The following is a 14,502-nucleotide window of genomic DNA, read 5'->3' as shown; positions in this document are numbered from 1 at the left end:
CTGGAAAGGGCGGCAGCCGAACGTGGATGCTGCTGATGCCCTGCGGGGAGTTACTGACCAGCTGCCAAAGGCTCCCCGCAGGGCGGTGTACCGGGTGCAGCGCCACCTGCAACACGAGAGGGCAAGGGTCATCGGGCGTCCGGGCCCGCGTTCGGCCCGACGACTCCTATCCGGCCGGCTGCAATGCCCAGTAGTGCGGTTCGATGGGTGCCCGCCTCACCACGATCCGGCCGGTCACGCCGGGATCGTCCACGATCTTTCCGTACGAGGGGGAGAAGTCGCCGGGCGTGTGCTCGATGTCGGCCCACACCACGCTGCCGGGCCCGTCGGAGCCGTAGGAGAAGGTCCACTCGGTGTACCTGCCACCGCAGCTGCTGACCGACACGCTGTGCTGCGATGTCACCTTCAGGCAGGTGCGCGGGTCCGAGCCTGACGGGGAAGCTTCCATCGTTCCGTCCGGGCGGCTCAGCACCTGCCAGTTCGCCGAGGTCGACGCGGTCCCGGCGCAGGCGCCCAGCGACACCACGCCGACACTCGCGTGTGTCTTGGGCCAGACCAGACACTTGCCGTCCGTGAGAGCCGCGAACCGGTAGACCCCGTCGACGAGCGGGGCGGCGTGGGCGGGTTGCGCGAGTGCCGCGGTGGCCGCGAGGGCGGCGGCCGTGACGGCGATGACGCGTGAACGCATGGGGTGAGACTCCTCGAACAGCCGTGGTCGATCCGATCACACGGCACGGACGCGGTGGAGAGCAGCTGCCGTCGGAGACGGCTGCGGGACTGATCCTGGAACACCGGTTCCGACAGCACCGGCTTGCGGCGGCCGCTGCCACTCGTCTGGCCGAGCCGTGTCATCCGATGGCATGGCGGTTCGGGATGCGGCCTCGCCGCCGAGACTCCGTGATCACTATCGGGAGGGAAGGACGCCGCCCTGTGTGGAGCGATGCTCAAGACCTGTGGATCGGTTCCGGGAGGGACGCGAAGGGCGTACCTTCCCGAATGATCCTTTGATGGTCACCGAGTAGGCCCGCGTTCGCAGCGCGGGTCGGGAAGGCACGCCCGTGCTCAGCGTAGTGAATGTCGACGGTTCCGCCGAGTCCGGCTCCCTGATCGACGAGATCGTCCGCGAGGGCGCCCGCCGGATGCTGGCCGCGGCGCTGGAAAGCCGAAGTCAACCCAGTACATGGCCGAGTTGGCTGGCGAGACCGGCGAGGCGGGCCGTCGCCTGGTCGTCCGCAACGGCCACCACCGGCCCCGCATCGTGGTTACCGCAGCCGGCCCGGTCGAGGTCGCCGCGCCGCGGATCAACGACCGCCGCATCGATGAGGAGACAGGGGAGCGCAAGCGGTTCTCCTCCAGAATCCTTCCGCCGTGGTGCCGCAAGTCGCCGAAGATCTCCGAGGTGCTGCCACTGCTCTACCTGCACGGACTGTCCTCCGGCGACTTCGTGCCCGTGCTGGAGCAGTTCCTCGGCGGAACCGCCGGCCTGTCCGCCGCGACCGTGACCCGCCTGACTGAGGGGCCACGCGTTTCCCGGACAGGCTTCTGGCCGTTCATTTCACGCGGCGATTCGCAACTTCTCGTACTCGGCGTGGACTTCGCGCGGAGGGCGGTAACCCACCGCCGAATGGAGACGTTTGCGATTGTATCAGAATTCGATGTAACGAGTGATGTCCTGCCGGGCGGCCTCGCGGGTCAGGTAAGTCACCCTCGATACACGCTCGTTCTTCAGGGCGCCGAAGAATGATTCGGCCATGGCGTTGTCGAAACAGATCCCGGTGCGACCGGAAGACCTGCGGAGTCCGAACCGGTCGAGCGTCTTCCCGAGCTCGGCTGACATGTAGTTACTTCCGCGTTCGGAGTGAAATATGGCACCGGCCGAGAGCTGCCTATTCCGTGCCGCGTTGCGGATTTCCCTGGATATCAGTGGAGTTTGATACTGGTCGTCCATCGCATAGCCGATTACTTCCTTCGTGCAGCAGTCGATGACCGTTGCGAGGTACAGCCAGCCTTCCCCGGTCGCAGCCCGAGTGAGGCTGAACCTCTTCGGCCGTGGCAGGCAGGGCGCCAGGCCCAGTTCGCGCATGAGACGGCGGACCAGCTCCACGCCCGCGGCGACGCCCCAGCGGTGCAGCTGAGCCTGGATGCGCCGGTGCCCGTAGGTGCTGTCGGGACATGTCGAAGGCTTTCTCGATGAGCAATTTGAGTTCTTCACGCCGCTGAGCTGTCGCGGATTCCGGGCGAGATCTCCAGTCGTAGTAGCCGGATCTGGAGGCGCCGAGCCGACCGCACATGAACTCGACGCTTTATGCGTACTTCTCGGTGTCGAGCCGCATCTCGTCGATGAACTCGTACTTGCTTGCTACCGGGGATCCTTCGCGAAGTACGCTGCGGCTTTTTTCAGGAAGGTAACTTCCATCTCCAGCTCACGGTTACGTCGTTCGAGTTCCTTCAGGCACGCCCGCTCGTTCATTGTCAGTTCCGCATCGGGGGCGCCGGTTCCTGCTGCTTCTGATACTTCTTCACCCAGCCGCGTAGCGTCTCCGGGTTCAGTTCAAGCTCCCGGGCGACTTCGGAGATCGTCTTGCTGGACCTCAATGCGATCTGGACGGCTTCCTCACGGAACTCCGACGAGTACTTACTGGGTAGCGCCACTTCTTCCTCGTTTCCTTGTTCAGGACAACCCTATTGGATGCCTGTCCGGAAACTTCGTGGCCCCTCACGGGGCAGACCGACGGCACGCAACGCGATCGCCCGCACCCGGGCGTCGCGCATGGCGGCCAGGACTTTCATCTCCTCCTCGGTCTCAGCCGCGTCCTCCCTGCTCATGCCGGTCGGCGATTCGACTCTCAGCGGCTGACACGATTCTCGCCTTCGCCAAGAGGTGTTCCGGCTGATGTATCACGCCCAGTGGCGTTTCCGGTGCCGAACACCACATTGAGCGAGAGCAAGCCGCGCGATCGCATGGACGGACGCCAGCGCACTTTGTCCCGCGGACCCTCCAGCGCGAGGCCAGGCAAGCGTCGGAACACTGTTTCCAGGGCGATGGCAGTCTCCAGACGGGCCAAGGGCGCGCCCAGGCAGTAGTGGATGCCGTGCCCGAGCGCAAGATGCCCTCCCGAGGCCCGGCATGCGTTCAAGGTCTCGGGGGCGGCGAAGTGGGCGGGGTCTCGGTTGGCGGAGGCCAGGGACAGCAGTACGGTCTCCCCCGCGGGGATGTGCACACCGCCAATCTCGACGTCCTCGGTGGGAAAGCGGCGGATCGCCAGCGGCGCCGGCCCGTCGTATCGCAGCAGTTCCTCCACCATGTCGTGTATCAGACCCGGGTCCTCACGCAGCAGCGCGGCTTGCTCGGGGTGGTCCAGCAGAGCCAGGACGGCGTTGCCGATCAGATGGACGGTGTTCTCGTACCCGGCGAAGAGGATCAGGAATGCCAGTGAGGTCAGCTCGTCCTCGGTTAGCCGGTCGTCGCGGTCACGAGCGGCGATCAGATCGGTGAGCAGGTCGTCGCCGCCTTGACGGCGCTTGTGAGCGATGAGCTCGGTGAAGAACCGCCACAGGCCGGCGACCGCGTTCTTGGCCCGTTCAGGCTGGGTGGGGTCAGGAGCGGTCAGGGCGTCGGTCCAGGCGCGGAAATCGGGGCGGCATACCGCAGGAACGCCGAGCAGATCGCAGATGACCGCGATTGGCAGTGGAGCGGCGTAGGAGCTCACCAGGTCCGCACGGCCCAGCGGGGCGATGTGGTCGATGAGTTCGTCGGCGATCCGCTGGATCGAGGGTCGTAACTGTTCTACACGGCGGCCGCTGAACGCCGGACCGATCAGGCGGCGTATACGGGTGTGGTCGGGTGGGTCCATGTTGAGCAGGTTCGCGTCCAGTGCCGGAGGCAGCGACATGCCCCGATACTGGCCGGGCAGCGCACTGCGGCGGTCCAGGGACAACCGGGGGTCGCCCAAGGCTGCTTTGACGTCGGTGTAGCGGGTGACGAGCCAGAAACGCAGTCCGTCCGGCCCGGTGACCGGACTTACGGGAGCGTCGTGCCGTAGCAGGGCCAAAGTCCTGTAGGGGTCGGCGGCCAGCGAGGCCGCTCGGTCGAAAGTGGTGCTGTCCGGCATGGTGGTTGTGCCCTTTCAGGTCGTGGCTGGGACGCCCCGGCCTAGCGGGCGGCTGCACCGGCAGCTGGGCGCCCTCGCATCATGACGCATCGCCCCTGAGCTGGGTCAACCCCGGCCCGGCCCTGGACCGATAAGCTCTCTGTGCACCAAACTCAACTCACAGTTGACATGGCGATCATGGCAAAGCGAACATCGTCAGAGTAATCCGACAGTCGGAACAGCCTGGCAGGGCGTCCATCGTGGAAGAGCACCACACACCCGGGAACAACGGTTCGGGAGCTTCTGGCGAGCACGTGCGAGCCGCATGGCGGCCTGTGTCTTCAGCGTTGGGGAAGACATCCCGCAGAACATCTGCGCAACCATGCCCAGATCGGACAGGCCTGCGCCCCACTGCGGCAGAGGGCCCTCCTCCACATGTGTCCCCCGGGCACGTTCCGGCTTCCCCTCTGCGGCTTCGGCAGGCGGCTCGAAGGGCGCCTTCGAAGTCCGCGCTGCGGACTGTCAGTGTGCCGTTCGAGCCGCAGCAGACGCAGACCAGCTTTAGAGGGCTTCTCTAAACCGAGTGTGGGGCTGGGGGTTCCGTACGGGTGTGCTGTTCAGGTGATTGTGGCCGCGCGGGGGCGTGAAGGCAGGGCCTCTCGGTAGCACAGAGGGGTCTTGTCCCCGAGGGGGGACACCTGTTCGTGTCGTCATGCGGCGAGTGTCAGGGTAGCTGACTGCTGTTCGTAGGCGATCGGTGCCTGCTGTCCGTTCGCGGAGTGCCGCCGGCGGGTGTTGTAGCGGGTTGGTCCGGCGGAAGACCGCCAGGCGACAGGCGCGGGCCCCGTCGAAGCGGCGGGCGCCGCGGAGCGTCTCGTGTTTGAGGGCCGCGTTGAAGCTCTCGGCGAGCGCGTTGAAGTGAGGGTAGCCGTTCATCGAAGACCTCGGCCGGGGTCTTCCAGCCGAGGGTCTTGCGGGGCCGATTGTTGAGTGTGTACGCCACGGCTTCGAGGTCTTCCGCGGACCATTGCCGCCGCGCACCGGGTGGCGCCTGCGGCATCTGCTTCCTCGGTAGTCCCACTGCACACCTCTGCGATCAAAGGTGTTGCGACGATCAGTTGAATTCACCCGACCGCGTCACCGCCGACCCGCGCAACGCCGTGCTCCTGGTGGTCGTTCTCCCGGGCTTGTCTGAGTGTGGCGGACGCGGTCGAGCTGGACCGATGACGACGGCCAGGAGGAGTGACCGGAGGCCCTCCAGGTCATTCACCGCCGCGCTGGACCAGACAGGATGTCAGCCAACTGTAGCCGGGCCGTGCCGTGTTCTGGCGGTCCGGAACCGGGCACAGGTGTTAGGTGTCGGACCTGAACGCACCGACGGGCCACACGACATCGACGGCCAACCCGGCCAAGCGGGCCGCGGCCACCGTGTCTGCCGTACCGCCGCCACGACCTGTGGGGGCGCTGCCGTCCCAAACGGCGACGAGGCGGTCCGCGCCCTGGAGAAGCCGGCGATTGGCCGCTTCGTAGGCGGCGCGGTCAGCGTGCTCGTACGGCAGGACCACCACTTCGGCGGCGGCGTCGCGTAGAGCGTCGAACTCGGCGAGGTCTGCGGGGCGGACCACCGCGTCCCGATAGTCCCGGGACGGGATGATCGCCGACAGTCGGCCGCCGAGCGAGAGGATCTCCTCGGCGAAGAGCGTGTCGGCACCGCGGGCCAGGCACGAGCGCCCCACCAGGGCGCCGTCATGCAGGTCGGTCAGGAGCTCACGAAGGTCTGTGCGGATCCGACCGACTGCCTGGTCGGCCAGGTCCATGTGTCCGGTGACGGCGATGGTGACCATGTGGCAGCCCGCTTCCGGCCGAGGCGCTTTGCCCTTCACCCTAACCCGCTCCGGTGGCGGGGCGTGGGCGATAGCTGGTGTCGCCGCCGTCACAGCGCGACGGCGGCGAAGCCCAGAAGGTAGGCCACGGCGAAGAGGAGAGGAATCCAGCGTTCGACACGGTTGAGCGGGAGATAGACGCGCCAGTCCTGCCCCTCGCCGAGAGCGCGCCATTCGGCGGCCACGAAGGCTCGGGCCGGCAGGCGCTCCTCGAACGCTCCGATCACCTCGAACTTGCCTTTGTTCAACTGCTGGTAGGAACGGACGGTGATCCACCAGGTGGCGCACATGCCCAGCAGGACCAGCAGCGCCGCGAGCGCGAGTACGACCGGAGTCCCGCGGTGGTGCTCCTGGGCCAGCCAGGTACTGAGGAAGACGAGGAGAGTGCTGTGGAGGGTCAGGAAGAAGGTGTTGGCGAGGTTGCGCCGGGCACTGACCCGGTCGGCCATCTCCACGCACAGTTTGTACTGCTCGAAGACCGCGGCGTGATACGTCGCGGCCGGGTCGCGGAAGTTCTCCGCGTCGACGTCCTCGTTCCACAGCGAGTCACTGATTCCGGCCAAGATGGGCATCTCCGCTTGTCGTTGCGGGGCCTCAGACCGCGTTTCCGGCATGCCCGTAGGTCTGCCACGCGGTGACGCGCCTGACGATGAGGATGAGGAGTAGGCCGGCCGCCACGTAGAGAGCCGTGAGCAGGGTGCACAGGTTCGCGTTGGCAAGCACCTGGTGCTCGCTGTCCAACTGCGAGGACACGCGCCACTGGATCGGCTTGACGATGACGTTGGCGACCGCGTACAGCGCCCACCAGGCGCTGATCAAGGTGACGGGGACGGACCGCCGGGGGGCGCTGGCCCGCCAGACGTCCGACACGACCTGGTAGGGGATCCACAGGTTGGCTACCGGGACCGTCCAGCCGCCCACCACCCAGCCCCGGGCCCGGCGGTGCGCGGCGGCACCGCTCATCAGCTCGGAGTTGATCCGGGCCCGCCACAGCCAGACGAGCCAAGCGATGCCGGCCGCGACCCATACCAGCACCAACACCCAGACCGACCCCAGCTTCGCGAGGGCATCGGAGTCGGCGGCCAGCACGTCCGCGGCCGTCGCCCTCCCGGCCAAATAGTCGTGGACGAGAAAGTAGAGGCGCCAGCCGGCCACCGTGACCAATAACTCACGCACGAGCTCCAACGAGATCAGTACCGTCACGGTGGTGGCCACCCCGGTCACCGCCCTGGGCCGCTCCGCGGCGAGCGGGCTCGCGTTCGTCGGCATGCCTTGCTGTGGACCGTCCATGATCTTCCCCCGAAGATTGTCGACCCGCCGTGCATTGCGTGGGATGGGATGCTACTGGCCGCTGCCTTGTTATGTCCCCGGATTCCTGGGACGTCACGCGGGACAGTGGTAACGGAACGGCCCTAACTGATACCGACGAGTTGCAGCGCCCGGCCCACGAGCCAGCCCAGCAGGGCCAGGGCCGTGACCAATGCGAACCCCTTCCATAACGATGTCTGCAGGGCGAAGATGGCCCGCCAGGCCATCGTCCGCTTGCGGATCCCGACGGACGCCAGGGCGTCCTTGATGGCGCGGGCCAGGTGGTGCGCGGGCGTGTACATGAACATCACCGTCCAACCGGCCTTCACGGCGCGGGCACCGCGGCGCAACAGCGCGCCCCGCGGGAGCGCGGCACGGGGCACGGGCCCCACCGGGTGCACCTGAGGTGTCCACTCGGCGTCGAAGGTGATGACGGCGCCGGTCCAGGGATCGTTACCGGCAATTTCGGCCAGCCCGGACGGGGTCGGCAGGTACTCGTCCAGCCGCTCGACCAGATCCGGCAGCCCGCCCGGCGCCAGCAGAACGAGCTTGCGCGCGGGCTGGGTGGCACGGGCCTGCTGGACCTCCCACCACAGTCCCTCGCCCAACCCCAGGCGCAGCACGATGAGCTGGGACAGCTCCATCAGCCGCAGCACCGTCGGCTGCCAGTCGTCGAGCGGCAGGTAGAACCGCGCCGCGCCCAGGCGCGGCAGCGGCTCTCCGGGTCTGCCCACAGTGATCACGGGCCCGACGGCGCCCAACGCCCCCGTGAGCTGCTCCTCCCGCGAGTGGATGCTGACGAAGGCCGACGAGTCGTCGACCTGGGCCGCGGTCTCGTCGTCGGCGAAGCTGCGCAGATAGAGCACAGGTCGGCGGCCGTCGGCCAGCAGGGCCTGGGCCGCGCCGCGCGCCGCGCGCGGGCGTGTGTAGCGCAGGCTCAGGACCCCGGCCCCCGCCGCGGCCAGGCCCCCGACCAGCAACCCCACCATGGTTATCGGTGGCATGGTGTAGCCCCGCCGCTGCGCCGTGCTCACGGCGAAAAAACCCGCCGCGAACAGCACATATCCGGCACCGCTGGCCAGCAGGAACAACGGACGCTGCCACCACGGCTGACGCAGCGCGAACCAGCTGACCACGCTGATGATCTCTGCGGCGCCCGACCGGCGCTGCCGCCGCAGCCACAGCGCCACCCCGAGCAGCAGCGCGGCGGGCACTGCCCAGTACAGCGCGGTCGCGCGCGACGAGCCGAGTTTCCGGTCGAGCCGCGCCCGGTCCCGTTCGACATCCGCCGCCAGCCCGGCGGCCCGCTCGCGGGCGAGGGAGACCCGGCCCTTCTCGACGTCACCCGTGGCGGCGGAGACTGTGGAGCGGCCGGCTCCCGGCGGGGCGTTCTCCTTGAACCACGTGTCGCCCGCGCGGATCTCGGCGCGCGCGGACATCTCGCCGGCGGCGTACTGGTCCAGCGCGGCGGTGAACGCGGCGGCCCGTGCCGGGGCGTCATGGAAGCGGTCGCAGGCCCGCAAATCCAGGCCCGCGCTGATTGCCAGGTGCAGCGCGACATAGGCCGTAACGATCGCAACCGCCGTGCTCAGCCGGGCCGACGCCCGTAAGCGCGAGGACACCTCGGCTCACCCCCCCGTCTCGCCGGTACCGTCACCCGGCGGACCGCGTCCCGTACTACCACCTCGCCCCACGGGCTGTCAGCCCCGACTTCTGTGAGGCTGGGTGCTTCCCATAAACGGCCAAATGAAAAGCCGCCGCCGCACCCCCGGGCGCTGTCCAGCAGACCTTCCTCGGCATGCCCTGCATCCGCCAGCCCCTGCCCGACCGTGTCCGAGCCCGTCACCGACTGCATCCGCTTCGAGCACGCCATCACCGACGCCAACTGCCGCGCCGACGAACAGGTCCGCTGGCTTCCCCGCAGCCGCGCCTCCATCCTCGCCCTGCCCGGCAACGACTTCTGGCTCATCGACGGCCGACTCGTGCGCTGGAACCTGTTCTCCGGTGACGGCCACGCCCACGAGCCCGACCACACCGACGACCCGCAGGCGGTCAAGCTGTGCGCAGAGGCGTTCCGATCGGTGTGGGAACTGGCCACCGACCACGCCGATCACCTCACCCGCCTTGACGCCGCCGAGGCGACCTTGAAGGCCCTGTCCGTACGCCTCCTGCGCAGCAGCCAGGCCGCCGAGCACCTGGCCGGCATCGCGGGCGGCCTGGTCGACATCGACGGCGCCTTGCACTTCGGCTGCCTGCTCAACCTCGCGAAGAAGCCGGAAGGAGCGCTGTGGTGGTGGCAGTACGCCGCAGGTGCCAGCGACGCCACCGCCGCCTACTGCCTGCACCTGTTCCACCTTCGCCGCGGTGAACTCCGGGACGCCGACCACTGGATGTGCCAGGCCCTCGACCTGGGCTACGACATCGGCCTCGCCCTCGCCCACCGCCCCACCTGGCCCGTCCAGCCACGGGTCCGCCATCCGCAGGCCCTGCGCGAAGCCGTGGAGCGCCTGAGCTTGACTCTGACGCGTAAATAACAGCAGGTGGGGGCTCATTCGGGCAGGAGTGTCGGCCCGGTCGGGTCTGTCCGCCGGGCCCCTTCCCCCCTGTTCACCCGGCGGCCTCCATCGGGTCGAGGGTGACGCGGTATCCGAGATCGTTCAGTCGGGATACGGCTCGGCGTGCGGCTCGTTCGGGGTCCCGCCGGGTGAAGTAGTCGCCGCCGAGCTCGTGGTAGGGCACGTTGTCGCTGAGCATGTGCCAGACCGCGATGATGATCGAGTGCTCGACGGCGACCAGTGCCTTGATCGGGCCACGGCGGGCGGTCAACCGCTTGTAGCGTGCCTGCAGGAAGGAGCCCTTGGTCCGTGCCGCTCCGAACGCGGCCATCCCGAGGGCTCCCTTGAGATAGGGGTTGCCGGGTCGGACCCGGGTGCTGCGGACCCGGCCCGCCGATTCATGGTGCCCCGGACACAACCCGGACCAGGAGGCCAGGTGTTGGGCCGAGCGGAACCGGGTCATGTCACCTCCGGTCTCCGCCACGATCACCTCGGCCACTGCCTGGTTCACCCCGGGAATCGTGTCCAGCAGGTCCAGCGCCGGGCGGAAAGGGCTCATCGCCTCCTCGATCCGGACGGTCAGCTGTTTGATGGCGCCGGACAGCTGGTCGTACTGATCGAGATAGAGACGGGTCAGGAAGGCGTGGTGCTCGCGGAAGCGACCGGTCAGCGCCTGGTTCAGCTCGGGAATCTTGCTGCGCATGCGGCGTTTGGCGAGGTCGGCCAGGATGTGCGGATCACGTTGCCCGTCGATCAGTGCCTGGAGCATGGCGCGGCCGGAGACCCCCATCAGATCGGAGACGACGGCGGAGAGCTTGATGCCGGCGTCTTCCAGCAGCTTCTCCAGGCGCTGTGCGACCTGGGCGCGTTCGCGGGTGAGCTGGGTGCGGGTCCGGGTGAGATCCCGCAGCTCGCGTACCGGCTGCGGAGGCACGAAGGAGGCGCGGACCAGGCCGTGGGAGCCGAGTTGGGCCAGCCACGCAGCGTCGGAGACGTCGGTCTTGCGGCCGGGCAGGTTCTTCACCTGACGGGCGTTGACCAGGATGACGTTCAGTTCCTCGGCCAGCAGGTAGTAGAAGGGCTTCCAGTAATCGCCGGTCGCCTCCATGACCACCAGGGTGACCCCCGCGCCGAGGAGGTGTTCGCGCAGGTCGAGGATGGCGTTGGTGGTGGCACCGAAGGTCGTGGTCTGCTGGGTGAACGTCCCCTTCCGCCTGGGACTGGGGGTACGCACGCATCCCTTGGCATCTCGTTTGCTGATGTCGATTCCGGCGCAGCGTTCGTGAAGGACGTCCATGGCCACGGCTCCGATCCCGTTCGGTTCTCATTGCCTGGTGCCGTTCCGGGAGGGCCAAGGCAGTACGCAGAATCTGACGCGCGTGCTCATGGCAACACTCCACGGTTCCCGTGGACGGCCCTCAGTACCACGCTGTCGTGCGAGCTCGGAGGCATCACAGAGTCATCGGTCTCGTCCGGAACGAACAGTTCCACTGTCCCGACGCGACCGTTCCCGCGGCAGGGCGGTCAAGGTCGCGCGCGGCGCATACCGACCCATTTACTGTGCCCCCGGCGCACGGCGAAGCCGCGCTGGATCGCTGTCGGGGATCTTGGAGTTTTCCGGTGCGGCAGCATGGTCGACGGGCATGCTCGGGTGGTTTTGCCGACCGATGAAGCTGTCGAGGTACCCGTTGTCCCTGCGCCTCCGTTCCGGCGAGCACGTTCCGCCTCTGACCGCGCGGGTTGCCCGGGCGAGCAACCCGGGTGGCACGACGGCGATATGGGTGCGCGACCGGCTGGACGGGCTGTGGCGCGACGAGGACTTCGCGGACTGGTACCCCAGGGACGGACGTCCGGGGCTTTCGCCAGCTCAGCTGGCCACCGTCTGCGTGCTGCAGTTCATGCTCGGCCTGTCGGACCGGCAGGCCGCCGAGGCGGTCCGCTGCCGCATCGACTTCAAATATGCGATGGCCATGGAGCTGGACGATCCTGGCTTCCACCACGGCGTGCTGACCGACTTCCGTGATCGTCTTGCTGAGGACGGCCGTGCCGACCGCCTCTTGGACCTCGCGCTGGCCCGGCTCAAGGAGGTGGGACTGGTGCGCGAGAGCACCACGCAGCGCACCGACTCCACTCACGTCCTGGCCGCGGTGCGTGACCTCACCCGCCTGGAGCTGATCACCGAGGCGGTTCGCGCCGCACTCGAAGAGGTCGCGGGCACGTCCCCGCACCTGTTGGACGAATTGGTGGATGCGGACTGGGGGCACCGCTACGGTCGGCCGGTCCGCCTGGGGAAGAACCCCACCAAGCCCATGACCCGGATCCTTGCCACCGGAAACGACGCCGTCCGGCTCCTGGAGCACCTCCACCAGCACGGCCCGAACCGCATGTCCGGTGCTCGTGTCCAGGCTCTGCGGCAGATCATGATGCAGAACTACCACTGTGATGCCACTGGGTTATGGCCCCTGTGATGTGCTGCGGACCAGAGCAGGCCGGCCTGACGAATGAAGGGGCGGCACCCTCTGAGTGCCGCCCCTTCATTCGTGCGCCGCGTCAGGGAGTGTGGACCACATCCAGGTTGGTCACCTTCGCGCAGACCGCGAAGGCCTGGATGGTGCCCGGATTGCTGGTGTCCGAGTTCGTGGCATAGGCCCACCATGTCTCGCCACCGATCGGCCTGCTTGCCCCGAGGTTGTAGCGCTGGACGAACGAGTTCCCGGCCTTGACCTCGGCTCCGCCGCCCGTGAGGACCTCCCCGGCCGGGCACTTGGCCGAAGCCGCAGCGGTCCCCGCGTAGCCGCCGCCGGGCGACGCGGGAAGCGTGACCAGCTGACCCTCGACGATGTGCATCGTTCCCGTGCTGTCGGCTGCGGCGAAGGTGCCCGAGCCGACCAGCATCGCCGCAGCCGCTGCGGCCACGAAACCGCACTTCAACGCGCACTTGACCACTGAGGTCTCCTTCATTTCTTCGAGAGGGGAGCCCCTGAGCTCAGTGGGGCTCGTCGATACGTCTACATGCTGCAGATCAGAACATTGTGTGATGACGCACTATTTGTGAGGGAATTTCACCTGTGTTGATCAAGCTGCTATCCCGGCTGGCCTCGCGGGAGGCGGGCTGTCCTCTTGCAGGGGGTCCGGCGGGTGATGGGCCTGGTCATCAGAGTGATCGCGGCCCGGGTGATCAGAGATCCCGAGTCAAGATCCTCGCGTCGATCCCGGACGAGAAGGAGCGGTTCGAGGCGGTCGCCAGCCCTCCGGCCCATCCGCGCGGGGGCCAGCGCGTGGACGCACGACAGCGCGAAGCGGATAGTGGGCTGGAAGGTCGACACCCCCGAGAGCGTCCAGGAGAAGGTGGACGCGATCCACGACCTGGCCGCCGACGACCAGGTCGCGGCGAAGGTGACAACGGACTTCCTGCGCCGGCCCGCGGTCGCCTCGAAGGCGATGGCCGACGATTATCCGGACTACGGGTTGGCTGCCGCCTGATCTCAATGAGGCCAGGTCCGCAGCGGTACGCCTGGATAGGTCGTTCTGCAGACGGGCTACTCGTGATGACCGCCTTACCGGGCCGTTCCCCGGGTCAAAGAGTGGTGCGTGTGCCTGGTCCGCGAGACCCACGGGATGATCGCTGCGGCAGAATCAGATCCATGGCCACGTCAACTGATCCCGCTGCTCTGTATCCCGACGTCGCTATGGAAGGGAGCCTCGCCGCGGCGCTCCGAGCCGCCGCAATCAAGGACGGCTTCTCGGTCCCGTTCACCGCCTCGGAATCCGACCTGCTGCGTCATGCCGCCGTCGTGAGCACCGTTCCGCAACGGACGATCTTGGAGATCACCGCGTGGGTAGCCGAACGGCGGTGGTCAATCCGCGGCTGCGAGTCATTCCAAGGCATGGCACTGATCGACGGAACCACGCAGGACCTGGCCCAGGTCGCCCGGGCGGCGCAAGCCTGGCACGACGGGGCAGCGCTGACCGAAATCTCCCGAGCCGCGTCGTTCGTGCACCTCACCGGCCGCTTCGAGGTGGCCGACCACGATCCGGTGCGACTGGCCGAGTCCGAGTGGCAGCACCTGCTCACGGAGGCAGACGAAGCGGACTGGCCCGAGTATCGCGCGCTTGTGGAGGCGGCATATGCCGAACCGGCACTGCGGGGGCTCTACCCGTTCACGAGCCACTGGACGCTACGATTCTCCACCAGTACCCGCCCTCGCCTCACGGTCATTCCGCTTTGCTTGGACGCGCATCGGGACAGCCGCTACACCCTCAGTGCCAGCATCATGGGTGAGGTCCTCGTCGACACGATCACGGTGGCGGACGCCGTGTCGACAGCCGTGCGCCATCTGCCTTCCGGCCTTGGACCTGTCACTTCTGGAGCCGCCTGAAAAGCGCCTGGTCTCGGGTGGAAGGATGACGTGCATGGACTTGCCTCAACCTGATGATCTGACCTCGCTGGTCCTGCGCACCGACTTCAGCAGTGAGGCGGCCTGGGAGACGGTGCAAGCAGCGATCGACGGCTCGGGCGACTACCGCAACGCGACTTTCGTCAGTGACTCCTCCTTCACCGATGTCAGTGTTCAAGCGCTGGTCGACACAGATGTCGCCGCTGATGACGACGACAAGCTGTGCTACGTGTTCCTCGCTGACGTGAGGTTCCCCCGAGATGCGGGA

The 14,502-nt window shown here is 67.6% G+C and carries 15 protein-coding genes and 3 pseudogenes; 6 read left to right on the top strand and 12 right to left on the bottom strand.

Annotated features, from left to right (window positions below; genetic code table 11):
* Positions 1-166 precede the first annotated feature (166 nt).
* A complete protein-coding gene (locus VT52_RS21190) occupies positions 167-688 on the bottom strand; it encodes a hypothetical protein (RefSeq protein WP_071387485.1) in 522 nt (173 codons plus the stop codon).
* A 370-nt stretch (positions 689-1,058) separates the two neighbouring features.
* On the opposite strand from VT52_RS21190, the pseudogene VT52_RS21185 reads away from it, so the two are divergent.
* Positions 1,059-1,513 (top strand): annotated as a pseudogene (locus VT52_RS21185) (transposase); the annotation flags it as partial.
* Between the two features lie 132 nt (positions 1,514-1,645).
* On the opposite strand, the gene VT52_RS35850 reads toward VT52_RS21185, so the two are convergent.
* From VT52_RS35850 to VT52_RS21155, 9 genes and pseudogenes are all read right to left on the bottom strand, one after another.
* A complete protein-coding gene (locus VT52_RS35850) occupies positions 1,646-2,212 on the bottom strand; it encodes a DDE-type integrase/transposase/recombinase (RefSeq protein WP_079175162.1) in 567 nt (188 codons plus the stop codon).
* 260 nt (positions 2,213-2,472) lie between these two features.
* Positions 2,473-2,652, bottom strand: coding sequence for a transposase (locus tag VT52_RS21180; protein WP_071387484.1), 180 nt, complete (start codon positions 2,650-2,652; stop codon positions 2,473-2,475).
* 194 nt (positions 2,653-2,846) lie between these two features.
* A complete protein-coding gene (locus VT52_RS21175; RefSeq protein WP_071387483.1) occupies positions 2,847-4,112 on the bottom strand; it encodes a cytochrome P450 family protein in 1,266 nt (421 codons plus the stop codon).
* Between the two features lie 689 nt (positions 4,113-4,801).
* Positions 4,802-5,006, bottom strand: a pseudogene (locus VT52_RS38895) (integrase core domain-containing protein); the annotation flags it as partial.
* Positions 4,999-5,118, bottom strand: a pseudogene (locus VT52_RS39735) (IS30 family transposase); the annotation flags it as partial. The pseudogenes VT52_RS38895 and VT52_RS39735, both read right to left, overlap by 8 nt.
* Before the next feature lie 325 nt (positions 5,119-5,443).
* Positions 5,444-5,935 (bottom strand): hypothetical protein, encoded by a 492-nt coding sequence (locus VT52_RS21170; RefSeq protein WP_071387482.1) that lies wholly within the window; start codon positions 5,933-5,935, stop codon positions 5,444-5,446.
* Positions 5,936-6,024: 89 nt separating this feature from the next.
* Positions 6,025-6,537 (bottom strand): RipA family octameric membrane protein, encoded by a 513-nt coding sequence (locus VT52_RS21165; protein WP_079175169.1) that lies wholly within the window; start codon positions 6,535-6,537, stop codon positions 6,025-6,027.
* A 31-nt stretch (positions 6,538-6,568) separates the two neighbouring features.
* The gene (locus VT52_RS21160) at positions 6,569-7,243 is read right to left on the bottom strand and encodes a DUF4328 domain-containing protein (protein ID WP_240509831.1); all 675 of its coding nucleotides are present in this window, start codon (positions 7,241-7,243) and stop codon (positions 6,569-6,571) included.
* A gap of 143 nt (positions 7,244-7,386) precedes the next feature.
* On the bottom strand, positions 7,387-8,904 hold the full coding sequence (locus VT52_RS21155; protein WP_071387481.1) for a transferase: 1,518 nt from the start codon (positions 8,902-8,904) through the stop codon (positions 7,387-7,389).
* A 207-nt stretch (positions 8,905-9,111) separates the two neighbouring features.
* Between VT52_RS21155 and VT52_RS39580 the strand changes: the two genes are divergently transcribed.
* On the top strand, positions 9,112-9,816 hold the full coding sequence (locus VT52_RS39580; protein ID WP_071387480.1) for a DUF6879 family protein: 705 nt from the start codon (positions 9,112-9,114) through the stop codon (positions 9,814-9,816).
* 73 nt (positions 9,817-9,889) lie between these two features.
* On the opposite strand, the gene VT52_RS21145 is transcribed toward VT52_RS39580, so the two are convergent.
* Positions 9,890-11,134, bottom strand: a complete 1,245-nt coding sequence (locus VT52_RS21145; RefSeq protein WP_071387479.1) for an IS110 family RNA-guided transposase — start codon at positions 11,132-11,134, stop codon at positions 9,890-9,892.
* Between the two features lie 484 nt (positions 11,135-11,618).
* Here VT52_RS21145 and VT52_RS21140 point away from each other — a divergent pair, with 484 nt between their 5' ends.
* Positions 11,619-12,305 carry a transposase gene (locus tag VT52_RS21140; protein ID WP_240509830.1) on the top strand — a complete coding sequence of 229 codons (687 nt, stop codon included), beginning with the start codon at positions 11,619-11,621 and terminating at the stop codon, positions 12,303-12,305.
* Between the two features lie 82 nt (positions 12,306-12,387).
* Here VT52_RS21140 and VT52_RS21135 read toward each other — a convergent pair whose 3' ends face one another.
* The gene (locus tag VT52_RS21135) at positions 12,388-12,798 is read right to left on the bottom strand and encodes a hypothetical protein (RefSeq protein WP_167377719.1); all 411 of its coding nucleotides are present in this window, start codon (positions 12,796-12,798) and stop codon (positions 12,388-12,390) included.
* 345 nt (positions 12,799-13,143) lie between these two features.
* On the opposite strand from VT52_RS21135, the gene VT52_RS38885 reads away from it, so the two are divergent.
* The 3 genes from VT52_RS38885 to VT52_RS21120 all read left to right on the top strand — a co-directional run.
* A complete protein-coding gene (locus VT52_RS38885; protein ID WP_240509829.1) occupies positions 13,144-13,320 on the top strand; it encodes a DUF6192 family protein in 177 nt (58 codons plus the stop codon).
* Positions 13,321-13,481: 161 nt separating this feature from the next.
* A complete protein-coding gene (locus VT52_RS21125; protein WP_071387477.1) occupies positions 13,482-14,216 on the top strand; it encodes a DUF6193 family natural product biosynthesis protein in 735 nt (244 codons plus the stop codon).
* 34 nt (positions 14,217-14,250) lie between these two features.
* On the top strand, positions 14,251-14,502 hold a 252-nt coding region (locus VT52_RS21120), incomplete at its 3' end, for a DUF6924 domain-containing protein (RefSeq protein WP_206306576.1).

It is taken from the genome of Streptomyces malaysiense, assembly GCF_000980885.2.
In the GTDB taxonomy this organism is placed as follows: Bacteria; Actinomycetota; Actinomycetes; order Streptomycetales; family Streptomycetaceae; genus Streptomyces; species Streptomyces malaysiense.
The sequence above is the reverse complement of the archived record's forward strand: the minus strand, read 5'-3'. Positions and strand labels throughout refer to the sequence as shown.